Origin of the sequence: Kitasatospora viridis (assembly GCF_007829815.1) — a bacterium.
GTDB classification, from domain to species: domain Bacteria; phylum Actinomycetota; class Actinomycetes; order Streptomycetales; family Streptomycetaceae; genus Kitasatospora; species Kitasatospora viridis.
Genome location: NZ_VIWT01000004.1, coordinates 631,699 through 655,249, shown reverse-complemented (window position 1 = coordinate 655,249; position 23,551 = coordinate 631,699). Strand labels below are relative to the sequence as shown.

General features: G+C 71.8%; 22 protein-coding genes. 7 read left to right on the top strand and 15 right to left on the bottom strand.

Annotation, left to right across the window (positions count from 1 at the left end):
• Positions 1-5: 5 nt before the first annotated feature.
• Both FHX73_RS36550 and FHX73_RS36545 read right to left on the bottom strand, forming a co-directional pair.
• Entirely contained in the window at positions 6-1,067 is a 1,062-nt protein-coding gene (locus tag FHX73_RS36550) for an agmatine deiminase family protein (protein ID WP_281292776.1), read from the bottom strand.
• 44 nt (positions 1,068-1,111) lie between these two features.
• Positions 1,112-2,362, bottom strand: a complete 1,251-nt coding sequence (locus tag FHX73_RS36545) for an agmatine deiminase family protein (RefSeq protein WP_145910298.1) — start codon at positions 2,360-2,362, stop codon at positions 1,112-1,114.
• 254 nt (positions 2,363-2,616) lie between these two features.
• Between FHX73_RS36545 and FHX73_RS36540 the strand changes: the two genes are divergently transcribed.
• A complete protein-coding gene (locus FHX73_RS36540; protein ID WP_145910297.1) occupies positions 2,617-3,162 on the top strand; it encodes a TetR/AcrR family transcriptional regulator in 546 nt (181 codons plus the stop codon).
• A 152-nt stretch (positions 3,163-3,314) separates the two neighbouring features.
• Here FHX73_RS36540 and FHX73_RS36535 read toward each other — a convergent pair whose 3' ends face one another.
• The 5 genes from FHX73_RS36535 to FHX73_RS36515 form a co-directional block, all read right to left on the bottom strand.
• Entirely contained in the window at positions 3,315-5,012 is a 1,698-nt protein-coding gene (locus tag FHX73_RS36535) for an urease subunit alpha (protein ID WP_145910380.1), read from the bottom strand.
• An 8-nt stretch (positions 5,013-5,020) separates the two neighbouring features.
• Positions 5,021-5,830, bottom strand: a complete 810-nt coding sequence (ureA, locus tag FHX73_RS36530) for an urease subunit gamma (RefSeq protein ID WP_145910296.1) — start codon at positions 5,828-5,830, stop codon at positions 5,021-5,023.
• A gap of 79 nt (positions 5,831-5,909) precedes the next feature.
• Positions 5,910-7,109, bottom strand: a complete 1,200-nt coding sequence (locus FHX73_RS36525; protein WP_145910295.1) for an agmatine deiminase family protein — start codon at positions 7,107-7,109, stop codon at positions 5,910-5,912.
• 170 nt (positions 7,110-7,279) lie between these two features.
• On the bottom strand, positions 7,280-8,305 hold the full coding sequence (locus FHX73_RS36520; RefSeq protein ID WP_145910294.1) for an agmatine deiminase family protein: 1,026 nt from the start codon (positions 8,303-8,305) through the stop codon (positions 7,280-7,282).
• Between the two features lie 294 nt (positions 8,306-8,599).
• Entirely contained in the window at positions 8,600-9,178 is a 579-nt protein-coding gene (locus FHX73_RS36515) for a TetR/AcrR family transcriptional regulator (protein ID WP_145910293.1), read from the bottom strand.
• A 104-nt stretch (positions 9,179-9,282) separates the two neighbouring features.
• Here FHX73_RS36515 and FHX73_RS36510 point away from each other — a divergent pair, with 104 nt between their 5' ends.
• Together FHX73_RS36510 and FHX73_RS36505 are read left to right on the top strand one after the other, a co-directional pair.
• Complete coding sequence (locus FHX73_RS36510; RefSeq protein ID WP_145910292.1) at positions 9,283-9,819, top strand: GNAT family N-acetyltransferase; 537 nt, start codon at positions 9,283-9,285, stop codon at positions 9,817-9,819.
• A 182-nt stretch (positions 9,820-10,001) separates the two neighbouring features.
• A complete protein-coding gene (locus tag FHX73_RS36505) occupies positions 10,002-11,225 on the top strand; it encodes a styrene monooxygenase/indole monooxygenase family protein (protein WP_145910291.1) in 1,224 nt (407 codons plus the stop codon).
• Between the two features lie 207 nt (positions 11,226-11,432).
• Here FHX73_RS36505 and FHX73_RS36500 read toward each other — a convergent pair whose 3' ends face one another.
• From FHX73_RS36500 to FHX73_RS36480, 5 genes are all read right to left on the bottom strand, one after another.
• Complete coding sequence (locus tag FHX73_RS36500; RefSeq protein ID WP_145910290.1) at positions 11,433-13,436, bottom strand: Ig domain-containing protein; 2,004 nt, start codon at positions 13,434-13,436, stop codon at positions 11,433-11,435.
• Between the two features lie 418 nt (positions 13,437-13,854).
• Positions 13,855-14,850, bottom strand: coding sequence for an NAD-dependent epimerase/dehydratase family protein (locus FHX73_RS36495; RefSeq protein WP_211786444.1), 996 nt, complete (start codon positions 14,848-14,850; stop codon positions 13,855-13,857).
• A 390-nt stretch (positions 14,851-15,240) separates the two neighbouring features.
• Positions 15,241-15,840, bottom strand: a complete 600-nt coding sequence (locus FHX73_RS36490) for a hypothetical protein (RefSeq protein WP_145910289.1) — start codon at positions 15,838-15,840, stop codon at positions 15,241-15,243.
• Between the two features lie 91 nt (positions 15,841-15,931).
• Positions 15,932-16,591 carry a response regulator gene (locus FHX73_RS36485; RefSeq protein ID WP_145910288.1) on the bottom strand — a complete coding sequence of 220 codons (660 nt, stop codon included), beginning with the start codon at positions 16,589-16,591 and terminating at the stop codon, positions 15,932-15,934.
• A complete protein-coding gene (locus tag FHX73_RS36480; RefSeq protein WP_246214099.1) occupies positions 16,588-17,775 on the bottom strand; it encodes a sensor histidine kinase in 1,188 nt (395 codons plus the stop codon). The genes FHX73_RS36485 and FHX73_RS36480 overlap by 4 nt, the downstream gene beginning before the upstream one ends.
• A gap of 287 nt (positions 17,776-18,062) precedes the next feature.
• Between FHX73_RS36480 and FHX73_RS36475 the strand changes: the two genes are divergently transcribed.
• Complete coding sequence (locus tag FHX73_RS36475) at positions 18,063-18,629, top strand: GlcG/HbpS family heme-binding protein (protein ID WP_145910286.1); 567 nt, start codon at positions 18,063-18,065, stop codon at positions 18,627-18,629.
• A gap of 279 nt (positions 18,630-18,908) precedes the next feature.
• On the opposite strand, the gene FHX73_RS36470 is transcribed toward FHX73_RS36475, so the two are convergent.
• Positions 18,909-19,559, bottom strand: a complete 651-nt coding sequence (locus FHX73_RS36470; RefSeq protein ID WP_145910285.1) for a GntR family transcriptional regulator — start codon at positions 19,557-19,559, stop codon at positions 18,909-18,911.
• Positions 19,560-19,713: 154 nt separating this feature from the next.
• Between FHX73_RS36470 and FHX73_RS45180 the strand changes: the two genes are divergently transcribed.
• Both FHX73_RS45180 and FHX73_RS36465 read left to right on the top strand, forming a co-directional pair.
• Positions 19,714-19,860, top strand: a complete 147-nt coding sequence (locus FHX73_RS45180; protein WP_170305198.1) for a hypothetical protein — start codon at positions 19,714-19,716, stop codon at positions 19,858-19,860.
• Positions 19,861-19,950: 90 nt separating this feature from the next.
• The gene (locus tag FHX73_RS36465) at positions 19,951-21,078 is read left to right on the top strand and encodes a glycerate kinase family protein (protein ID WP_170305242.1); all 1,128 of its coding nucleotides are present in this window, start codon (positions 19,951-19,953) and stop codon (positions 21,076-21,078) included.
• A gap of 52 nt (positions 21,079-21,130) precedes the next feature.
• On the opposite strand, the gene tatA is transcribed toward FHX73_RS36465, so the two are convergent.
• On the bottom strand, positions 21,131-21,439 hold the full coding sequence (gene tatA, locus FHX73_RS36460) for a Sec-independent protein translocase subunit TatA (RefSeq protein WP_145910283.1): 309 nt from the start codon (positions 21,437-21,439) through the stop codon (positions 21,131-21,133).
• 274 nt (positions 21,440-21,713) lie between these two features.
• Here tatA and FHX73_RS36455 point away from each other — a divergent pair, with 274 nt between their 5' ends.
• Positions 21,714-22,403, top strand: coding sequence for a 4'-phosphopantetheinyl transferase family protein (locus FHX73_RS36455; protein ID WP_145910379.1), 690 nt, complete (start codon positions 21,714-21,716; stop codon positions 22,401-22,403).
• A 150-nt stretch (positions 22,404-22,553) separates the two neighbouring features.
• Here the strand turns inward: FHX73_RS36455 and FHX73_RS36450 are convergent, their stop codons facing one another.
• Positions 22,554-23,387: a pentapeptide repeat-containing protein gene (locus FHX73_RS36450; protein WP_246214098.1), complete on the bottom strand. Its 834-nt coding sequence runs from the start codon at positions 23,385-23,387 to the stop codon at positions 22,554-22,556.
• Positions 23,388-23,551 lie beyond the last annotated feature (164 nt).

The following is a 23,551-nucleotide window of genomic DNA, read 5'->3' as shown; positions in this document are numbered from 1 at the left end:
GTGGGTCAGGCGCCGGGGGCGGGGGACTGCTCGGTGGCGGCGGCGGTGCTGGTGGTGCTGGTGGTGCCGGTGGTGGCGGGGATCTGCTGGGTGATGCAGTGGATGCCGCCGCCGCCGTGGGCCAGCAGGCGGGCCCGCACGCCCACCACCTTGCGCCCGGGACAGGCCGCGGCGATCACGTCGAGGGCGCCCCGGTCCTCCGGGTGGTCCGCGACCGGGACGACGACCCCGCCGTTGGCGAGGTAGAAGTTCAGGTAGCCGACCTCGACCTCGTGCCCGGCCACCTCGACGAAGGCGGCCTGCGGGAGGTCGACGATCTCGAAGGGGCGCCCCTTGGCGTCGGTGGAGTGCTCCAGCACGGCGCGGTTGGCGCGCATCCGGACGTAGTCCGGGTGGTTCGGGTCGGCGGGGAGCTGCACCACGACCTTGGCCGGGCCGACGAACGCGCAGACCCCGTCCACGTGGCCGTCGGTCTCGGCGTCCAGCAGGCCGCCGTACGGCAGCCAGATCACCTTGCTGACGCCCAGTCGGTCCTTCAGCTCCGCCTCGATCTGCTCCCGGGTCAGGTCCGGGTTGCGGTTGGGGTGGAGCAGGCACTGCTCGGTGGTGATCAGGGTGCCCTCGCCGTCCACCGTGATCGCGCCGCCTTCGAGGATCATCTCGGAGCGGATCGCCGGGTCGCCGAGCTGCTCCAGCAGCAGGGCGCTGATCCGGTCGTCGGCGTCGAAGGGGTGGTGCTTGCGGCCCCAGGCGTTGAAGCGGAAGTCCACGCCGGCCCGGCGGCCGTCCTGGTCGAGCACGAAGATCGGCGCGGAGTCGCGGAACCAGGAGTCGTCGGTCGGCAGCTCCAGCACGGTGACCCCGTCGCCGCACAGCTCCTGGGCCTCGGCGCCGTGACCGGGCGGGGCGACCATGGTGACCGGTTCGAACTGGGCGATGGCGCGGGCGACCTCGGCGTACTCCTGCTTGGTCTCGGCGAGCACGCCTTCCCACAGGTCGGGTCGGACCGGCCAGGCCATCAGGCAGCCCTGGTGCTCGGTCCACTCGGCGGGCATGCGGAAACTCACGGTGGTTCTCTCCCTGCGGTGGTTGTTGTGGGTCTGTGGGGCGCTCAGACGGCCGGGGGCACGCTGGGCTGCGACTGGGTCGAGCAGTGGATGCCGCCGCCGCCGGAGGCGATGTTGTCGATGTTCAGCTGGACGATGTCCCGGCCGGGGAACTCGGCCTGGAGGATCGAGTAGGCGGTGGCGTCCGCGGCGCTGTCGCCGAACTGCGGCACGAAGACGGCGCCGTTGGCGGTGTAGAAGTTGGTGTAGCTGGACAGGAAGTCCTTGCCGGTGCCGCGGATCAACGAGCGGTCCGGGCCGGGGAGTTCGATCACGGTCAGCGCGCGGCCCTGCGCGTCGGTGGCGGACTGCAGCACCTGCTTGGCCTGGTTGTAGACGTTGACCCACAGGGCCTCGGTGCCCGGGCCCGGCTTGTCGAGGATCACCCGGCCGGGGCTGGTGAAGCGGGCCAGGCAGTCCACGTGGTCGTCGGTGATGTCCTGGCCGGCCAGTCCGGCGAGCCAGATCACCTTGTCCTGCCCGAGGGCGCTCTTCAGCGCCTGCTCGACCTGGTCCTGCGTCATGCCAGGGTTGCGGTTGGGGTTGACCAGCGAGCTGACGGTGGCCAGCAGGGTGCCCTGGCCGTCGGTCTCCAACGCGCCGCCCTCGCCGGTGAACGGGGCCTGGATCCGGTTCACCCCGTACTGGGCGAGCAGGGTGGCGGCGACCGCGGCGTCCTCGGCGAACGGCTGGTAGTAGGAAGTGCCGGTCTTGCCCCAGCCGTTGAAGTTGGTGTCCACGCCGGCGATCGCGCCCGGGCCGACCACGAAGGTCGGGCCGAAGTCACGGATCCACAGGTCGTCGTTGGCGATCGGGAGCACGGTGATCGGGTAGTAGGCGCCGGAGCCGCAGGCGTACTGCGCGTCGGCCACCTGCTCGGGACGGGCGACCAGCACCACCGGTTCGTAGCGGGAGATCTGGTAGGCGACGTTGGCGACGTCGTTGCGCACGCCCGAGAGCTGGTTGCCCCAGATCGAGGAGAGCGCGGGCCAGGCCATGAAGGTCCGGTCGTGGCGGTCGGTCTCCGCCGGCATCCGCAGGGTGGGGGTACCGGCCGGGGTGGCGTTGGCGGCGGTGGTGGTGGCGCTGGTGCCGGTGCTGGTGCTATCGGCGCTGCTGGCGTCGGTGGGGCTCGCCGCGCTGGCGGTGCCGGGCAGGGCGGCGCCCAGGGCCAGCAGGGGGAGGGCGGTCGCGCCGAACTGCAGCAGCCGGCGGCGGGAGGGGGTGGGGGTGGGGGTGTGGATCGAGGTGTCCATCGATGCTCCCTGGTGGGTCCCGAAACGGGGGAGGGGAGGTGGGGTGTGCCCCGCATCCTTCCCCCAACTGAAAATTCAGTCAATACATCTGAGGCGACCAGCTGCCATCGAGACCGGACCGTGGCGTCAGGGGCGACCTGAAAGGCCGTCAGCCTGGGAAGTTGTGACTGATAATCTGGTCAGGAAATGGCTGTGTGGCGAGCTTGTGACGGGTAGAGTGAGCGCTCGTGTCAGACCGTCGAACAGAGATAGTCATGGCCGCGACCCGCGTCATCGCGCGCCGGGGCGTGCGGGGGCTGCGGGTCGGGGAACTGGCGGCGGAAGCCGGCGTGTCCACCTCGCTGATCTACTACCACTTCACCGACCGCGCCGGGATCCTGCGCCGCACGCTGGAGTTCATCAGCGACCGGGCCGACCGCTACACCGCCGAGCGGCCACCCGAACAGCGCCCGGACGACCCGCGCGGCGAACTGGAGCAGGTGCTGCTGCTGGAGCTCCAGGACACCCCGGAGGTGCGCGAGAACAGCACCGCCTGGGGCGAGTTGAGAGCGAGCGCGGTCTTCGAGGCCGGGCTGCGCGAGGACCTCTCCCGGGCCACCCACACCTGGGTGCTGGAGATCGCCGAACTGCTGGCGCGCGCCCAGCCCGCCCGCACCGCACCCGCGCACGCGGCCGCCGCCGAGCGGCTGACCGCGCTGATCGAGGGCTTCAGCGTGCGCTGGCTCAGCGGCTCGCTCTCCCTCGAACACGCCCGACGGCTGGTCAGTGAGGCCATCGACGCGGAGCTCGACGGACGGTGATCGCGCACGGTGGCCGGCGCACGTTGACCGGCGCGCGTTGACCAGCGCACGTCGGTCGACCGGGTGGCCCGCGTTGGCGGGCCACCCGGTCGACCGGCTTCTGGCGCGCTGTCAGGTGGTGAAGTGACGCGGCGTCAGGGGGAGCGGAGCTCTCAGAGGAAGTACAGCCTGGAGAGCGGCACCCGGTCCGCGGGCTCCGAGCGCAGCACCTCGCCGTCCAGCGAGACGGTCCCGGTGCGGTTGTCCACGTCCACCTGGCCGATCTGGGCGTTGCGGACCATCGAGCGCGGCCCGATCCCCCGGGTGCCCCGCACGGCGACCCGTCGGCGACGGGTGGTCATGGTGTCGTACGCCCGGCCGGCGGAGCCGGACTCGGCCGCCGCCCGGCTGACGAACGCCACCGAGAGGTCGGCCGGCGTCGCACCGTGGCCGCCGAAGAGCGGACCGAACACCAGCGGCTGGCAGTTGTCGGTCGCGGCGTTCGGGTCGCCGGTGACGCCGTAGGCGGGGAAGCCCGCCTTGAGCACCATCTGCGGCTTGGCACCGAACGAGGCCGGCCGCCAGAGCACGATGTCGGCCAGCTTGCCGATCTCGATCGAGCCGACCTCGTGCGAAAGGCCGTGCGCGATGGCCGGGTTGATGGTGAGCTTGGCGACGTAGCGCAGCACCCGCTCGTTGTCGTCCGCGGGCCCGTCGCCCGTCAGCGGACCGAGCTCGGCCTTCATCTTGCCCGCCACCGCGAAGGTGCGGCGCACCGTCTCGCCCGCCCGGCCCATGCCCTGGGCGTCGGAGGAGGTGATGCCGATGACCCCGAGGTCATGCAGCACGTCCTCGGCGCCCATGGTGCCGGCCCGGATCCGGTCGCGGGCCATCGCGGCGTCGCCGGGCAGATCGGTCTTCAGCGCGTGCACCGAGACGATCATCCCGTAGTGCTCCGCGACCGCGTCCCGGCCGAACGGGAGGGTGGGGTTGGTGGAGGAGCCGATCACGTTGGCGACGCCGGCCATCTTGAGCACGTTGGGCACGTGGCCGCCGCCGCAGCCCTCGATGTGGAAGGCGTGGATGGTGCGGCCCTCCAGCACGGCGAGGGTGTCCTCGACGGAGAGGCACTCGTTGAGGCCGTCGGTGTGCAGGGCGACCTGCACGTCGTGCTCCTCGGCGACCCGCAGCGCGGTGTCCAGCGCGCGGGTGTGGGCGCCCATGTCCTCGTGCACCTTGAAGCCGCTGGCGCCGCCCTCGACCAGGGCCTCGACCAGCGGGGCCGGGTCGGAGGAGGAGCCGCGGCCGAGGAAGCCGATGTTGACCGGCCAGGCGTCGAAGGCGTTGAACGCGTGCCGCAGCGCCCAGGGCGAGTTGACGCCCACGCCCCAGGCCGGACCGGTCTCCTGGCCGATGATCGTGGTGACGCCGGAGGCGAGCGAGGCCTCCATGATCCGCGGCGAGAGCAGGTGCACATGGGTGTCGATGGCGCCGGCCATCGCGATCAGGCCCTCGCCCGGCACGATCGTCGTCCCGGTGCCGACCACGACATCCACACCGTCGAGGGTGTCCGGATTGCCGGCCCGGCCGATCGAGACGATCCGCCCCTCCCGGATGCCGATCGAGGTCTTCCGGATGCCCTGGACCGCGTCGATCACCACCACGTTGCTGATCACCAGGTCGCAGGTGTCGCGCACGGCGGCGGCCTTCAGGTGCAGCCCGTCCCGGGCGGTTTTGCCGAAGCCGACCAGGAACTCCTCCCCGGGCTGCTGCGAATCCGACTCGACCCGGACCACCAGTCCGCTGTCGCCCAGGCGGATCCGGTCGCCTGCGCGCGGGCCGTGCACCGCGGCGTACTCCTGCGGTTCGATGCTGCTGCTCACGACGCGTCCTCCCGGTCATCGTCGGCGGCGGTGTGCGGCGGGATGGGGTCCGGGTTGGTGGTGTCCGGGTCGGTGGTGTCCGGGGCAGCGATGGTGTCCAGGTCGGTGGAGTCCGGGGCGGCGATGGCGCCCAGGTAGCCGCAGGCGGCGGCCCGGCGCAGTGCCTCGCGCTTGGCGCCGGGGGCGTCCAGCGGCCCGTCCACCAGGCCGGCGAAACCGATCGCGATCCGGGCGCCGCCGATCGGCACCAGGCCGACCTCGCTGGCGGCACCGGGATCGAAGCGCGTGGCGGACCCGGCCGGGGCCGCCAGCCGCATGCCGTAGGCGGCGGCACGGTCGAAGTCGAGGCGCGGATTGGCCTCGAAGAAGTGGAAGTGCGAGGTCACGCTCACCGGCACGCTCGCGGTGTTGCGCACCGTCAACGTTCGCACCGGCTCGGGGAGGTGGCCGTCCGCACCGTCCGTGAGCACCGCGCCCGGCGCGGCCTCGCCGAGCGTGCCGGCGCCGTGGAACGGGTCGCCGACCACGGCGAGCCGGGTCCCGTCCTCGAACACCGCCTCGACGTAGACCTCGGTCACCAGGTCCGGTACACCGGGCAGCACGTCCTCGGCACCGAGCACCGATCGCGCCCGCTCGATCGCCTCGGCCAGGCGCACCCCGTCCCGGGCCGCCTCGCAGACGGTGTCGGCGATCAGCGCGGTGGCCTCCGGCACATTGAGCCGCAGGCCCCGGGCCCGGCGGGCCCGGGCCAGCTCGGCGGCGGTGAAGATCAGCAGTCGGTCGCGCTCTGTGGGTGTCAGCTGCACGGCGACTCCCAGGTGGGTCCCACGTGGTTCTCCTGTCGGGGGAGGTGAGGGAGGGAAAGGAGGGAAAAGCGAGGGAGCATCAGCCCGCCGGCTGGTCGTGGGTCGAGCAGTGGATGCCGCCGCCGCCGGAGGCGATGGTGTCGATCTGGATCGGCACGATCTCGCGGCCCGGGAAGGTGTCCTTCATGATTTCCTGGGCCTGGCCGTCGGCCTTCGCGTCGCCGAACAGCGGCAGGTAGACGCCCTTGTTGCCGATGTAGAAGTTCATGTACGAGGACACGAACGCGTCGCCGCGACCGGTGATCTGGTCCGGGTCGGGCTGGGAGATCTCGACCACCTTCAGCTTCTTGCCGGTGGCATCGGTCGCGTCGGCCAGCACGGCGCGGGCCTGGTCGGCGGACCGGGACCAGACGTCGGCCGGGCTGCCGGGGAAGGCACGGTCCAGGAAGATCACGCCGGGCGCGGCGAACCGGGCCAGGCAGTCCACGTGGGCGTCGGTGATGTCCTTGCCGCGCACACCGGCCAGCCAGATCACCTTGGTCACGCCGAGCGCCTGCTTCAGCTCCGCCTCGACCTGGTCGCGGCTCTTGCCCGGGTTGCGGTTCGCGTTGACCACCGAGCTCTCGGTGATCAACAGGGTGCCCTGGCCGTCGCTCTCGAACGAACCGCCCTCGGCGACGATCGGGGTCTGGATCCGCTCCAGGCCGTACTTGCCGAGCACGGCGCGGGCGATCTGCGCGTCGTTGGCGTGCTGCTGCTTGCCGCCCCAGCCGCTGAAGTTGAAGTCGACGCCCTTGACCTTGCCGCCCTCCTCGACGAACACCGGAACGGTGTCGCGGGCCCACAGGTCGTCCACGGGGGTGGAGAAGATCTCGACGTCGGAGCCGCACGCGTTCCTGGCGGAGTCCTCCTGACCGGGCCGGACCAGCAGCACCACCGGCTCGCGACTGCCGATCGCCTGCGCCACCCCCGCGATGTCCTTGCGGACGCCGGCCAGCTGGTTGCCCCAGACGTCCTCGGAGGCGGGCCAGGCCATGAACGTCCGTGCGTGCTTCTCCCACTCGGCGCCGAGGCGTCGCGTGGCCGTGGCGGGGTTGGACCCGGGGGCGGCGGGGCTGCTGCCGGTCTGGCCGGCGCCGGCGGAGGGATCGGGCGACCCGGAGGACGTCGGATCGACGAGACCGTCCGGCCGGTCGCAAGCGGCGGCGCCCAGGGCGAGCAGGCCGACGCCGGCGAGGGTGCGGAGCGTCGTGCGGCGCGAGAAGTTGGAAGGGGACATGTGGGATCTCCAGAACGGTGTGGCAGGTGCGGCTGTGGACCGCTGAGGGTGCGTCAGGAGGCGCGCGAGAACGCGAGGAGACGTCAGAGGGTGCGCAGGGGTGACGGGTTGTGCGGGTGCGGGTGCGGCGGTGGCGTGGCAGCAGGCGGGATGTGCCGCGCTGGGGGCGATCAGTAAGGCAGCGGCTCGTGCATGGTCGAGCAGTGGATGCCGCCGCCACCCTCCATCAGCCGGTCGACGTCGAGCTGGACGACCTCGCGCCCGGGGAAGGCCGCCTCCAGCGCTCGCCGTGCGGCCATGTCCTTGTAGGCGTCGCCGAACTGCGCGGTGATCACCGCCCCGTTGACGACGTGGAAGTTGAGGTACGAGTCCACGAAGTCCGCGCTGCGGGAGCGCACGCTGTCCGGGCCGTCCACCCGGATGATCTCCAGCCGGCGCCCGCGCGCGTCGGTCTCGCCGGCCAGGATGGCGAACTGCTCACGGGCGTCCCGAGCCCACTCGTCGGTGCGCTCGTTGGGCGGCAGCTGGACCATCACCACGCCGGGGCGGACGAACCGCGAGGTCACGTCGATGTGGTCGTCGGTGATGTCCTTGCCCTTGATGCCGGGCACCCAGATCATCCGCTGCGCGCCGTACGTGTAGAGCACGGCCTCCTCGATCTCGTCCCGGCTCATGCCGCGGTTGCGGTTCTTGTTGACCAGGCTGCTCTCGGTCGCCATCACGGTTCCGTCGCCGTCGGTCTCGATCGCGCCGCCCTCGCCGACGAAGTCGGCGCGGACGAACCGCTGGCCGTTCTGGTAGGCGATCTCCTCCGCGACGTGCTTGTCGTAGGAGTGCGTCTGCTTGTGTCCCCAGCCGTTGAAGTTGAGGCTGACCGCCTCCAGATGGCCGTGGCCGTCGCGCCGGAAGACGGGGGCGATGTCGCGCATCCAGAGGTCGTCGGTCGGGACCGAGCCGATCACCGAGACGGTCGGGCCGCAGTAGGAGCGGGCCTCGGAGACCGAGTAGTCGTCAGGTGCGCACATCACCACGGGCTCGTAGCGGGAGATCGTCCGGGCGATGAGTGCGATGTCCTCCTGGACCCCGCGCAAGCGCCGACCCCAGACCGACTTGCGAGACGGCCAGGACATCCAGGTCCGCGCGTGGGGAACGTCGTCCATGGGGACCCGGGCGAGCTGCATCCTCGGATCAGTCATTGCACTCTCCTGCTCAAAGTATGACTCCGGCGGGGTCGGCCCACCCCCCAGTGCCGCGCCCTGACGTGGCCCACTCTCGCACTGACTGAAAAATCAGTCAAGAAATGCGAGAATCGGTTGGTGGGGCGTCTGTGTCGGGCGGGGGTGGGGCGCGGGCCCGGGCGTCTGGCGGGCGCCTGGCGGGCGCCTGGCGCGCGCCGACCAGGCGGCTTGGGTGGCCGAACTGCGGAAATGCGAGGGGCACCCGCCCTGGTGCTTGGACGGATGCCCCTCGCGCTGCGCCGGGTCGGTCGACTACCGCTGGAGTCGCCTGAGCTCCGCGTCGATCGCCTCCAGCAGCAGGGCGCGTGCGTGGTCGAGCGGCAGGCCACCGCTGAGCCAGCGCATGCTCAGGCCTTCCAACAATGCGGTCAACCGCTCCGCGGCGGAGGCGAGCGCCGTCGCGGAGGCCAACGGGACCACCCTGCCGAGCAGGTCGGCCATCTCCTGGACCCAGATCAAGGTGGCCCGGGCCAGGTCCTCCCGGAGCTCCGGCTCGAAGACCGCGCTGGCTCGCAGCTCTCCCCATGCGGTGCTGTTCTCGCGCACTTCGGCCGAGTCCTGGAGCTCCAGCAGCAGGGTCCGTTCGAGCTCCTCGCGCGGGCTGAGCTGCTCCGCCCCGTCCGTGCGTTCGGTGGTGTAGCGCTCGGCCCGGTCGCTGATGAACTCCATGGTCTGCCGGAGGATCCCGGTGCGGTCCTTGAAGTGGTAGTAGATCAGCGCGGTCGAGACCCCCGCCTCGGCGGCGAGCTCCTCGACCCGCAGTCCGCGAACACCACGGCGCGCGATCACCCGCGCGGCTGCTTCCAGGATTGATGTCTTCCGACCGGCCATGGGTCCACACCCTACCGGCCGTGGTCCGGCGCCGTGCGCCCGGCTGACTGAAATACCAGGGAGCGGCTGAGGGACCGTCGGGCGAGCGTCGTATGGTCGTCCGTATGGACACCGACTGGACCACCCGAGCCGAGACCCCCGCCGACCGGGCCGCCGTGCGCGGGGTCAACCTGGCCGCCTTCCCGACCGCCGACGAGGCCGACCTGGTGGATGCCCTGCGCGCCGACCCGGCGGCCTGGATCGACGGGCTCTCGATCGTGGCCGTGGACGGGGCCGGGGGCGGGGCCGGGGGCGGGGACGGAACAGTGGTGGGCCACGCGCTGCTGACGCGCTGCCACATCGGTGAGGAACCCGCGCTCTGTCTCGCGCCGTGCGCGGTGCTCCCGGAGTACCAGCGCACCGGCGCCGGCTCAGCAGCCGTCCGGGCCGCGCTGGCGGCCGCGGTGGAGCAGGGAGAGCGGTGGGTGGTGGTGCTCGGGCACCCCGGGTACTACCCGCGCTTCGGGTTCGGCCGGGCCGGCGCGCACGGGATCCGGATCTCCATCGACGTCCCCGACGAGGCGCTGATGGCCCTGGCCTTGGACCCGGCGCACCCGCTCCCCGCCGGCCTGGTGCACTACGCGCAGCCCTTCGGGATCTGACGGGCGGCGCGGGTGGTTCAGGCGGCCGTGGTTCGGGCGGGCGCGGGTGGGGGCTGTCGGCGCGGAGCGGGGGCGCTCCGGAGTGGAACTTGCCACCGGCACATATCGCTGACTCCCGTACGGGGCGACTCGCACTGACGTAGCATCAGGTACTTCGTCATCCACCCGGGAGAGGGCAGGGTATGCGGCGGATCGCGATCGCGGGGGCCGGCCAGGCAGGACTGCAGCTGGGGCTGGGACTGCTGGCCGCCGGGTTCGAGGTGACGGTGGTCGCCGCCCGGACACCCGGCGAGGTGCGCGGCGGGCCGGTGCTGTCGAGCCAGGCGATGTTCGGCCCGGCCCTGCGGATCGAGGCGGCGGCGGGGCTGGACCTGTGGTCCGGCGAGGTGCCCCGGGTCGGCGCCGTCCGCTCGGTGCTCGCCGCCCCGCCCGCGGTGCGCGCACTGGAGTTCACCATGGTGCCGGACGAGCCGGCCGAGTCGGTGGACCAGCGCCTGAAGATGGCCCGTTGGCTGGAACTGCTGGAGGAACGCGGCGGCCGCGTGGAGTACCGCACCCTGGATCGCGCCGGCCTGACCAAGCTGGCGCTGCGCCACGAACTGACCGTCGTCGCCACCGGACGGGGCGAGCCGGCCTCCTTCTTCGAACGGGACGCCTCGCGCTCCCGGCACGACCGACCGCTGCGCACCATCTCCTGCCTCTACGTGCACGGGGTCGGCTCGCCGGAGCCGGCCACCGAGCCGATGGCGCGGCTGCACGCGCTGCCCGGCCTCGGCGAGCTCTACCTGCAGCCCGCGCTCACCCGCTCCGGGCCGTGTTCGATCCTGCTCTGGGAGGCGGTTCCCGGCGGGCCGCTGGACTGCTTCGCGGACCGGCCCGGGCCGCGCGAGCAGGCCAAGCGGATCCGCGAGGTGCTGGCCGAGTTCGTGCCGTGGGAGGCCGAGCTGTGGGCCGGGGCCGAACCCACCGACAAGGGCGCCGGACTGTACGGCTCGGTGACCCCGACGGTGCGCCGGCCGGTTGCCGAACTCGCCCCGGAGCTGCCGGTGCTGGGGATCGGCGACACCGTCGTGCTGAACGACCCGATCACCGGCCAGGGTGCCAACAGTGCGGCCCGGGCGGCCGAACACTACCTGCGCGCGATCGTCGAGCACGGCAGCGCTCCGTTCACCGCCGAGTGGATGCAGGACACCTTCGAGGCCTTCTGGGAGCAGCACGCCCGGCACGCCGTGGACTTCACCTCGGCGATGCTGACGGTGCCGGACCACCTGCAGGCCGTCTTCGCGGCCGCGGCCGCGCACCCGGAGGTGGCCCGGCGGTTCGCCAACACCTACGCGGACCCGGCGGACTACGCGCACTGGCTCGCCACGCCGGAGCTGACGTCGGCTTACCTGGGCGGCTTCTGAAACGCTGAACCGCTGGTCCGTTGCACCGTTGGTACGTTGCACCGTTGGTCGGAGGTGTCGCCCGGGACGGTGCTGATGCCGAGTCAGGCGCTGTGGCCCCGTCCTCCGTTGGAGGGCGGGGCCACAGCCGACTGGACTACCGAGTGCCGGGCGCCGACGGTCTCGCCGTCGGGCCGGGCACCGACCGGCGAGTTGTCAGGTGGGCTGTCAGGTGAGCTTCACCGAGGCGTCGTCGATCAGGAAGGCGGTCTTGCCGCTGGTCTCGTGCGCGACCAGCTTGATGCCCACCGTGGAGCCGAACTCCGGTGCGACGAACGGGGTCAGGTCCAGCTGCTGGAGCTGGTAGCCGTTGGTCGCGTTGAGGTTGTTCCAGGTGCGCACGGTACCGATGTAGTTGCCGGTGTACTGGTCGTAGAGCTCCAGCGAGAGGGTGTCCAGCGGGGCGCCGGTCGCGGCCGAGGTGCCCTGGGCGTTCCCGGTGATGTTCAGCCAGAAGGAGAAGTGCTCCTGGCTGTAGCCCGGGGTGGTCTCGACCCACTGGGTGATCGAGTCGTCGGTGGCGGTGTCCTGGCCGAGCCAGGCGTAGCCGTTGCCGGTGTGGGCCTGGTGCGCCGAGGACGGGGTGATGATGTTGTACCCGGACGGGTTCCAGTCGTAGTGGTCGGAGGTGCCGTTCTCGAAGCCGGCGTCGTTGAGCTGCTCGATCGGGGCGCAACCGACCTGCGGGCCCGTGAAGAAGCCGGCCTTGAAGGTCTGGCTTTGGTTGTTGCCCTGGTCGTCCTTGCCGGTGACCGTGATGGTCTTCCAGCCGGTCGCCTTGGTGGTGCCGGTGATGTGACCGGTGGTCGCGTTGATCTTCAGGCCGCTGGGCAGGCCCTTGGCGCTGTAGCTGATCGGGCGGCCGGCCGCGTCCGAGGCCAGCACCGGGATGTCGACCGGCTTGCCGACCTGCAGGCTCTGCTCACACGGCTGGGTGACCAGCAGCGGGGTGTTGGTGAAGAGCGGGTCGTTGCCCATGCAGAGGTGGTCGTAGTTGGACCACATGGTCTGCACCGGGAAGCTGCCGGTGGAGAGCTGGAGGTTGAACATCCCGCCGTTGCGGCCGACCTGGATCCAGGAGCACTTGTCACCGATCTCCTGGCCGGTGGCGTCGGTCCAGGCACCGGACGGGTTCTGGTCGGTGATGGTCTCGGCGTACTCGTGGCCGCCGATGATGCCGTAGCCGTCGAGGCGGCCGCGCGGACCCGGGTTGATCCAGTTGGTGCCGCAGGCGCCGACGTCGGTCAGGTACGGCATCAGGGTGTAGGCCAGGGTGCCCGACGAGGCGGTCCGGGTGAAGGTGTGCCAGGCGCAGTAGCCGAGCTCCTTCCACTTGTCGGAGTCCTCGCCCTGCGGGGTGTCGATGACGTACTGGACGTTCCGGTTCTGGTTCGCCTGGACGTTGCCGAAGTGCTTGGCGGCCGCGACCGCCTCGGCGGCGATCTGCGGCTCGGTCGCAGCCTGCGGGGAGGGCGCGGAGTTGTCGTACCAGATACCGGCCAGGGTCTGACCGGCCAGCGGGAAGCCGGTGTGGTTGGCGGTGGTCGGGCAGTAGTCCGAGGCCGCCGGGATGCCCTCGCAGTACTGCGTCATGACCTTGGACCAGGTGTCGGTGCTGCTGCCCAGGCCCTTGAAGAACTCCTGCTGGTAGGGCACTGCCTGGTCGGGGTCACCGGTGAAGGTGGCGTCGCCGGTGGCCGGGTCGGTGCCCTGCTTGCCCCACTGGTTCCCCCAGAGGACCAAGTAGACCTTCGGCGCGCCGGTGGTGACACCGATCGAGTCCTGGCCGCCGCGGTAGGTCATCTGCAGGTCGTAGTTGTTGTCCGGGGTGACGATCCCGTTCGGGGTGGCAGCCTGCGCGGTGGCGCCGCCACCGGTGCCGCCGCTCTTCGCGGCGGCGGCCTGGGCGGCCTGCTGCTTGGCGAAGGTGGTGGCGTTCGGCATCACGTGCGGGCGGCTGGCGCCGAGCTGCACCCAGGTGCCGTTGATCTGCTGCCAGCCCTCGCCCGCGGGGTGGGTGTTGGAGCCGGTCGCCGAGCCGGCGGAGGGAGGTGTCGGCTGTGCTTGGGCGCCGGCGGTGCCGGTCAGGCCGGCGGTGGCGACTCCTAAGGCGACGACGGTCAGTAGCAGGCGCTTCAGCGAGCCGCCGGTGCGTGAGCGTGCGATGGGCACAGGGGTCCTGACTCTCTGTGGGAGGGAGCGGGGGACAGGTTGGTGGCTGCCGTCGCACGCTGTTCTGAGCAGGAGCCGACGGCGCCTGTGCAATAACACATGTCACCTGTCACGCCGGTCAAGACCCGTGATTGATGTTTCTTGTTGGAAGCTGTCGGATAGTGTGTCCCCGTGGTCGCTCCCTGACCATCGACCGGCCGCCGCACGGCCGGTCCGCCCCGATCGGCACGAGGGCCGCTGCCGATCGGGGCACTGGGAACTGGCAAGGGGTCAGAGGGAGGGCGCCCTGGGAGGCTTCGGGGAGGTCTCACTGGCTGCCCAACCGGTCTGCTCAGTCCGCGAGTTCGCGCAGGAGCCGCTGCTCCTCCTCCGCGCTGAGCCCTTCGGCACCGGTGGCCGGTCCTCCACGGGCGGTGTCTCAGGCGAGTGTGTCGAGCAGCGTCCGTTCCAGCGGACGCAGCGTCAGGCCGGCACCGAGGGCCCGCGAGACGTCGACCTGGTTGATGGCGGCACAAGCCGGATCGGCGATCCACATCGGAACCCCCATCCAGGGATCGACTCCGGCGCCGAGCAGTCGTTCGCTGGAGACCCACACGGGCTCCGCCGTCGAGCGGGTGACGGTGCTACAGCCGGCGAAGAAGTCCCCGAAGTGCATCGGCCGGCCGGTGGTGTTGAAGGTGCCGCCGAGAGCGGAGCGGACGCACCGCAGGATCCAGTCCGCGAGGTCGCGGACGTCGATGAACTGCGCGGCGTCCGCCGGATCGCCGGGGAGCAGGACCCGGCCACCACGGGCGAACCGGCGCGGCCAGTACGCGAACCGGTCCGTGGGATCGTGCGGCCCGACGATCATGCCGGGACGGATGATCGTGGCCTGCGAGCCGAAGCCATCGAGCACGGCCTGCTCGCAGGCGGCCTTGCGTGCTCCGTACAGCTCGTGCGGCGGCGTGCCTTCGCACAGGCGGAGCACCTCGCCGTCCTCGTCCTGCACGGTGCTCTGGTCGGCCAGGACGGAGAGCGAGGAGATGAAGAGGTAACGGTCAACTCGGCCCCGGAGGGCGTTGACCGAGCGGGCCACCACCTCGGGGAGGTAGCCGGCGACGTCGATGACCGCGTCCCAGTGGCGCCCGGTCGGCCCGCCCGGGTTGGCGGGGGTGGAGAGGTCGGATAGGTCGGAGAGGTCAGCGGTGCGATCGCCGATGACGGTCTCGACCTCCGGGAAGAGGCCCGGGTTGGTACGGCCCCGGTTGAACAGGGTCACCTGGTGGCCCTCGGCGAGCGCGGCCTCGACGACGGCGCGGCCGAGGAAGCGGGTGCCGCCCAGGACGAGCAGGCGCAGCGGTTGGGTGCTGGCGGCGCCGGCGGTGCGGGCGGGGCTGGACGTGCTGACAGAGTGGGAAGCGCTGGTGAGGTGCACGGTGTGCGACTCCGGAATCGACTGGTGCGGCCCGGGGCGCGGTGCGTGAAGCTCGGTCAGTCGGCTGGATTGGCTCGGCTGGCGACCCGGATGAAGGCATGGCGAGGCTGACGTGCGGCAGCCATAACCCTCACCTCCTCGATCGACTTCGACGGCGGGGAGAATAGCGCTGAACGTGCAACGTCGCGAGGGGTTTTGGTGGCTCGGTGGATGGGCCGAACTTGGCGGTGGCGCGGCCAGTGCGCGTGCTGTGGGAGGCGGACCGGTGGCAGACATCGGCTGCAGTGCTGGGCACAGCGCCGCCCAGTTGCACGATCCGGGACCGGCGCTGACGGAACGTCGCCCGAGGTGAGGCGGCTGCGGTGCGGGAGCCGTGGCAAGTCGGCCGTACTACCGCAGGTAGTCCCGCCAGAAGGCCACGCTGGCTTGCGGGTTCCAGGCCTCGGGGAACTCGTAGTCCGCGTCGAACTCGTTGCTGATGTAATCGGCGAGGTCCTCGCCGTAGCAGATGATGTCCGTTCCCCATATCGAGAGGACCGGGTGCCCGTGGGTCCCACTGCCTGCGGGAAGGAACCGGTGGGCGTACAGGGGGACCAGTTTCGGCACCATCGCCAGGTGCTCGGCCGCCGTGGCGCGGGCGGCGTCCGGGTCAGTGGGGCGCGCGCCCCACGAGGCTTGCCAATGGCCGTCCTCGATGGCCGCCAGCACTCCGTCGGTCGGCCAGGAGAGGTGGGAGCGGAGTTCCTCGGGGTCGCCGTCGCGCCAGTTGGGCCACGGGTGCTCCCAGGTGGCGCCCTCCTCGGGCGGTGAATGGACCGGCAGGCCCGCGGTGAGGAAGGCGCGGTGGTCGTCGGAGAAACGGAAGCCGTACTCGGCCTCTATGCGCCCGAACTCGTCCTCGCTGAGGCCGGGTTCGATCGTGCAACAGTCTGCCTGGCGGAGGCGGCGAGCGGCATCGGCCCCGAGGCGGGCCGCGTTGGTGTCAGTCACGCTGGAACGGTAGCGGTAGAGCCAGGCTCGGCCGCTCGTCTGAGGGAATTTCAGCGCTCTGTGGAGCTGTCAAGGAACAGTGCTGGAGGGGTCACCGCAGGAGTCGGCGCTCCTTGGCCACGGCGACAGCGCCGGCCCGGGTCTCCACCCCGAGCTTGGTGTAGATCCGGCTGAGGTGGGTTTTGACGGTGGCTTCGCTGATGTAGAGGGCTCGGGAGATCTCGCGGTTGCCCAGGCCCTGGCCGAGCTGGTTGAGGATGTCCTGCTCGCGGTCGGTGAGCCTGGGGGACGGGGAGCGCATCTGGGCCAACACCCGGGAGGCGACCGGCCGGGAGAACAGGGCGGTGTGACCGCGGGCGGCGGCGTGGATCGCGTTGAACAGCTCCTCCGGCGGCTCTGCTTTCAGCAGGTAGCCGGCGGCGCCCGCGGCAATGGCCCGCGCGATGTCGGCGTCGGTGTCGTAGGTGGTCAGGACCAGCACGTTGGGCGGGTTGGGCGCGGAGGTGATCTGCGCGGTGGCGGTGACCCCGTCGATCCCGGGGCCGAGCTGCAGGTCCATCAGCACCACTTGCGGGTGCAGCTGGGCAGCCAGGGTGACGGCCTGTTCGCCGTTGCTGGCCTCGCCCACCACATCGATCGCCTCGTCACTGGCGAGCAGGGCCAGCAACCCGGCCCGCACCACCGCGTGGTCGTCGCAGATGAGCAGCCGCAGGCCCTTCGTGGGCGTCTCGGCCAGCGGGTTTGTCGTCATGGAACCTCCAACGGGATCGTCGCGGACAGGACAGTGCCATCGCCGGGTGTGCTCTCGATTGCGAGTGCACCGCCCAGCTGTTTCAGGCGGGCCTGCATCGCGGGGAGGCCGTAGCCGCGGTCTTCCTCCGAGTCGGACTGCATGGTGCCGGTGAGCGGAAGACCGCGCCCGTCGTCGGTGATGTCCAGGACGGTCTGGTCGTCGAGGTAGGACAGGGTCAGTGCGGCGGTGGAGGCGTCTGCGTGCTCCCTGATGTTGGCGAGGGCGCCCTGGGCGACCCGGAAGAGGGCGTTGCGGGCGGCGGCGGGCAGCGGCACCGGGATGCCGTCGAGTTGGAAGCGGACCGGCAGGCCGCTCTCGGTGCTCTCGCGCTCGGCCAGCGCACGGAGCGCGGCCTCCAGCGGGCTTCCGTCGGCGAGCTCGACCGGGGCCAGGTCACGGACGAACCGGCGGGCCTCCGCCAGGTTCCGTGCGGCGATCTGCGTCGCGGTGCGGACGTGCCGCCGGGCGAGCTTGGGATCCCGGTCCCAGGTGCGATCGGCGGCCTGGAGCAGCATCCGTTGGCTGGACAGCCCTTGGGCGAGGGTGTCGTGGATCTCGCGGGCCAGCCGCTCGCGTTCGGCCAGGGTGCCCTCGCGCCGCTCGGTGGCCGCGAGCTCGCGCCTCGTCAGCACCAGGTCGACGATCAGTCGGCGCTGCCGGTCGGCCTGACGCTCCATGTACTGGAAGACGGCGGTCGCCAGGCCGGCCACCGAGGTCGGCACCAGCAGCGCCGAGGTGTCGAAACCGTTCGCGAGCCGGAGCTCGGCCACCACGACGAGCGCGGTGAACGCGGCGACCAGTGGGATCGCGGCCCGGGCGCGCAGAGTGCGCAGCACGCCGTAGATCAGCGGGACCGCGCACCACGCGAAGCTCGGCGCGAGCAGCACCAGCAGCACCCAGAGCGCCACCACCGCGGCGAGGTTCGCCGGGCTACGCCGGCGGGCGCCGAGGAGTTGGACGGCGGCCAGCGCCGCGCTGAGCGCGACCACCCAGGGGGCGAGTGCGGAACCCCCGTGGTGGCTCAGGTAGCGGGTGAGCGACGCGGTGAGCAGCAGCACGAAGGCGGCCTGCAAGGCGATCACGAGCCACCGGGCATCGCGCTCGGCGTCACGGTCGGTGGCCAGGTCGATCGGGTTCCGCACGGTTCTCTCCTTCCTGTCTCGCGTTCCTGTCTCGCGCCGGCATGTGTGCACTCGCATCCTGCCCCGGTCCAGAGCCCGGTACATCAGCCGATCGGCTGACCCCCTTGTCATCCATCTTGCCTGGCCAGGGCAGCCGGAACGCCGATCCGGAGAGGCCCTGGCGGGTCGCATGATCGATCCAGGCGAACGGGCCGGGGAGCCCGACCACCGCCGGATCCCGGCCGACCGACGGCAGCAGTGCCAAGACAGCACAGCCCGAGGACGGCCCACCAGAGCAGGAGCGAAAGATGAACCCGAAGACCATGAGTACGCGCAGCCGGATCATCGCCGGAGCGCTCGTCGCGGCGGTCGCCGGCACGGTCACCGTCGGCGCCGTGTCGGCCAACGCCGACCAGCCCGAGACCCCGGCGGTGGCCGTCGCCGCCAAGGCGAACACCTCGGACCGGAACGTCACCACCGTGCCGGTGCTGACCATCGATGCGGCGACCAAGGCCGCCGAGGCCTCGCTCGCCGCGGCGAACAAGGCCGGCCAGCACGTCTCGGTCGCCGTGGTGGACCGCGACGGCGTGACCAGGGTCCTGCTCAAGGGCGACGGAGCCGGTCCCCAGTCCGCGGAGTCGGCCACCCGCAAGGCGTTCACCGCGGTCTCCTGGAACGCCCCGACCTCCGAGCTGGCCAAGCGCCTCGCCCAGGCCCCGGGCCTGAAGGACATCCCGAACACGCTGTTCCTCGCCGGTGGCGCCCCCGTCCAGTCGAAGGGCGCCCCGATCGCGGCCATCGGCGTGGCCGGTGCCCCTAGCGGCGACCAGGACGAGCAGTTCGCCGAGGCGGGGGTGGCGACCCTGGGCGGCTGACCGTAGCGGCCCGGCGCGTCCGGCGACCGGGTGGGCGCACCCGACCGGGCAGGCACACAGGGGTGGTACCGCCCCGATGGCCGTCACCGGAGCCGGCCGCCTCGTCAGATTGGTGGCGATGACCTGACGGTGTCTCGGCTACCGGGCCGGGCAGTGCTCTCGAACCAGCGCGGTAGCGCTCCTCGGCGGGGGTGTGCACGCAGGCGTCAGTGAGCAGTGAGCAGTGAGCAGCGATCGAGGTCTGAGGAGCCGTCAGCACTGCACCCGTACGGTGCCGGGTCAGCCGATCCGGGTGCGCAGGCGCTCGCTGGCGCGAGTGAGGTGGAGGGTGAGGGCCTGGCCCGCGCGTTCCGGGTCGCCGCTGGTGATCGCGGTGAGGATCGCGTCGTGCTCGTCGGCGATCTCGGAGACGCGGAGCAGCTTGTAGGTCTGAACCTGGGCCATGCACAGCCGCATCTCGGCCATGATCGAGGCGTGGGTCCGGCTCAGGCGCGGGCTGTCCAAGGCGTCGATCAGCGCGCGGTGGAAGCGGATGTCCGGCTCGACGGAGGCGACGGCGGAATCCTGCGCCTCGGCGAGCCGGCGGATCTCGTCCTGCGCCTCCTGGGCTGCGGCCGGTACGAGTTGACGCTGTGCCAGCTCGCGCATGGCCTGGCGCTCGACACAGGTGCGGACGTAGTAGAGGTCGGCGACGTCCTCGGCCTCGAATGTCGGGACCCGGGCACTGCGGTGGGCGTCGCGCCGCAGCAGTCCTTCGCCCGTCAGGCGTTCGATGGCCGCTTTGGCGGTCGGCCGGGCCACCTCGTAGCGCCCGGCGATGTCCGTCTCGACGAGCACCGTGCCACCGGGCAGTCGGCCGTCGAGGAGCTGTTCGCGCAGCTCGCTGACGAGCGCGTCGATGAGGGACGTCGCCTGGGGGCGGCTGGCCATCGTGCCTCCTGGGTGCCTAGTGACTTCGGGAAGTTACCATACGTGCGCTCTTGACTGTCTTGAATACTTGTCTTACAACTTTGGGAACTTTGCTGCTCCACGCGACGATGCGGTCGCTCCGGGAGGTTCCGTGTACCGCGAGGTCCTTGATCCCTTGGCCGGCTCACTGCTGTGGTCCGCGCTCTGCGCGGCCCTGCCGCTGCTGACCCTGTTCGTTCTGCTCGGTGCCTTCCTGCGGGCCGTACTCGCCCTGCTCGGCTACCCGCAGTCCGCCCCGGTACTGGGTTGGATGACCGTCTGACCCGCCGTCATCGCTGTCATCGCCGTCATTGCCGACAGGTCGGCCCACGCCGACGACCGACCAGGGGCACCCCCGATGAAAGGACACACCATGCGCGTTGTCTGCGCTCCCGACAAGCTCCGCGGCTCGCTCGATGCTGCCCAGGCCGCCGCCGCGCTCGCCGCGGGCGTCCGCGCGGCGGGCGGCACAGCGGTGGAACACCCGCTCGCCGACGGCGGCGAGGGATCGCGCGCCACGGTGCAGGCGGCTCTCGGCGGCACGCTCGCCCAGGTGGACACCGTCGACGCGCTCGGCCGTCCCATGACGGCGCCGGTCGGCCTGCTCGACGGCGGCGACGCCGTGATCGAGGCGGCCGAGACGATCGGCTGGGAAGCGCTGGCCACCGCCGGCCCCGACGTGCTGCGCGCCTCCAGTGCGGGCCTGGCGCCTCCGCTCCTGGCCGCAGTCGAACGGGGCGCCCGGCGCATCGTCGTCTTCCTCGGCGGCACCGCGACCATGGATGGCGGCACCGGGCTGCTCGCCGCCCTCGGGGCCGAACTCCTCGATGAGGCCGGGAACCGGCTGCGGGGCTGCGGCGCGGACCTGGCCCGGATCCACACCATTGACCTCGCGCCCGCCCGTCGGCGGCTGTCGGGGGTGGAACTGCTGGCTGCCGCCGATGTCGCCAGTCCGCTCTTCGGGCCGGAGGGCGCCGCCCACGTCTTCGGTCCGCAGAAGGGCGCGGACCCGGAGACGGTCGGGCTGTTGGACGACGGCCTACGACGGCTCGCGCCGCTGCTGCCCGGAGCCGCCACGGCCGAGGGGGCCGGTGCGGCCGGCGGCCTGGGTGCCGCGTTGATCGCGCTGGGCGCCGAACTGGTAGCGGGGGCGGGCCTGATCCGCCAGCTCACCCGGTTCGAGGAGCGGCTGCTCACCGCCGACCTCTGCCTCACCGCTGAAGGCAAGGTGGATGCGGGATCCGACGCGGGCAAGACCACCCGCGGAGTCGTGGACGCGTGCGCGGCCGCAACCGTGCCCTGCGTCGTGCTCGGCGGCACGCTCAGTCCGGGCGCCGACCTGCTCTACGGTCGCGGCGCCACCGCCGTGTTGCCGATCGGGCCGGGTCCCCGAGACCTCGACACCGCGCTGCGGCAGGCCGCCGCCGACCTCACCAGGACGGCCTATGCGGTCTGCCGGCTCGCTGGTGCCGGGGTAGCCGCGCACCCGACCCGGGGGTAGCCACCGCGAGGGCACGGCCGGGCGCGGGCCCGGGGCCGCGGCGAGCGTGGACTCAGGCCGGGCGGTCGGTGCGAGCGGCCTGCTCGGAACGGGCGGGCTGTGCGGGCCGTTCGGGCCGTTCGGGCCTCGCGATCGCCGGGTGGCCGCCGGACGATGGGGCGTTCTCCGCTCCCGTCGTCGCTTCCTCCGTCGTGGCTGGGGCCGAGCCCTCCTCGCGCAGGGCCGCCGTTTCGGCCTTCAGGATGCGCATCGACTTGCCGAGTCCGCGGGCCATGTCGGGCAGCTTCTTGGAGCCGAAGAGCAGGACCACCACGGCCACTACTACCAGGATGTGCCAGGGCTCCAGACCGTTGCGCAGCACTGTTGCCTCACCTGACCTTTCCGAGTCTCGCCGTCGTCCCGTGCCCAGGTAGCCCAGTGGCTCAGTGGCTCAGCGGCGGGGATGTGTGGGGCCCACCGTAGGGCTGACTTATTTTTCAGTCAATGTGATGTGCGGTTCTCGGGCCCGAGGTGGGCCGGCAGGGGGCCCTTGATCACCGGGCGGGTGGACCGGCACCCTTGGTGGGTTAGCGTGGCGAGCTGGAACGACTGTTCGGGAGGCAGGCGTGGCCGACGTGGTGGCGGGCGATGAGGGGCTGTTGGCGGGGCTGTTGCCCGGGATCGTCGAGGTGGCCGAGTCGTTCGGGGAGGGGCCCGAGGTGACGCTCTTCCCCGAGGAGGCGGCGGCGGTCGCCAATGCGGTGGAGAAGCGGAAGCGGGAGTTCGCCGGAGTGCGGGGCTGTGCGCGTGAGGCGCTGGGCCGGCTCGGTGTGGCGCCGCAGCCGATCGTGCACCTCAACGAGGGGCCGGCCTGGGCGAGCAAGGCGCCGCGCTGGCCGGACGGGATCCTCGGGAGCCTGACGCACTGTGACGGCTTCCACGGGGCTGCGGTGGCCCGCGCGACCGACATCGCCTCGGTCGGCGTCGACGCCGAGCCGCACGGGCCGCTCCCGGAGGGCGTGGAGGAGGCGGTGACCGTTCCTCAGGACCGCGAGGCGCTCGCCCGGTTGGCGAAGGAGCACCCCGAGGTGCACTGGGACCGCCTGCTGTTCAGCGCCAAGGAGAGCGTCTTCAAGGCCTGGTTCCCGCTGACCGGCCGGTGGCTCGGCTTCGAGGAGTGCGAGCTGATCCCCGCGGCGGACGGCACCTTCACCGCGCGGTTGCTGGTGCCCGGGCCGGTGGTCAACGGGGTGCGGCTGGACGGGTTCCGCGGCCGTTGGCGGGTGACCGCCGGCCTGATCGGCACAGCCATCGCAGTGCTGCCCGACGGGACGATGGCGGCCTGAGGCACCGTCAGCCCGTCAGGCTCGGCAGCCCGTCGTCCTGCCAGCCCGTCGTCCTGCGAGTCCGTCGTCCTGCGAGTCCGCGAGTCCGCAGGTCCGCCGGTCCGTCAGCCCGCCAGCCCGTCGCTCCGTCGGAGCGCACCCGCCCCCCGGTCACCAGTGCGTGGGCCGGGTGAGGCTCGCGGGCAGCTTGGTCGTCGGGTCGCCCTTGGCGGCGTTGAGCTGTGCCTGGGTGAGGAAGAGCGCCCCGGTGAGGTCGGCTCCGCGCAGGTCGGCGTCACGCAGGTCGGCGCCGATCAGGTCGGCCGAGCGGAGGTCGGCGCCGGTGAGGTTCGCCGCGATGAGCATGGCGCCCCGCAGGCTGGCGCCGCGCAGGTCGGCCTTGGCCAGCTTGGCGCCGATCAGGTCGGCCCCGCGGTGGTTGCGCTTCTTGCCGGGCACCTTGGCCCGGGCGAGTTCGCTCGCCTTGAGCAGCAGCTCGTTGACCCGGCCCCGCAGTGCCGTCACGTCGATGGCGAGGATCGCCTCGGGGCTGCCCTGGGCCAGGCCGTCCACCTCGGCGTAGGCGCGGCGCAACTGCGGTTCGACGGACCGGGCCTCCGGGAGGTCGAGGGCCTCGGCGACGTACCAGAGCAGCTCGTGCAGGTGCCGCATCACCGGGAAGACCTGGAACATCTGCTGGGAGGTCGAGGGCTGCTCGCGCCAGTTGGTGCCGCCGAAGACCACTTGGGAGACCCGCTGGCCCGCACCGAAGCAGTCGAAGACGGTGCAGCCGGAGTACCCCTTCTCGCGCAGCTGGGTGTGGATGCCGCAGCGGAAGTCCTGCTGCAGGTTGTGGCAGGGGCGGCCGGCGTCCTTGTTCGCCGCGAAGTCGGCGGAGCGGGCGAAGGGGAGCGCGACGCAGCAGAGCCCGAAGCAGTTCGCGCAGTCCGCGCGCAGTTCCCGGCGGTCCTGCGGCGGTGCGGGGTCTTGGTGCTGCTGGGACAAGGTGCTTGCTCTCCTGCCGATTAGCCGATTACTGGCGCCTGCGCCGACTCGGCGACTGTGCCGACTCTGGTGACTCTGGCGACTGCGCCGACCGATCCGACCCGCCCGGGGCCGGGACGGACGGTCCATTCTCCCAGAGCGCCGGGGCGGTCCGGGCCGGGTCC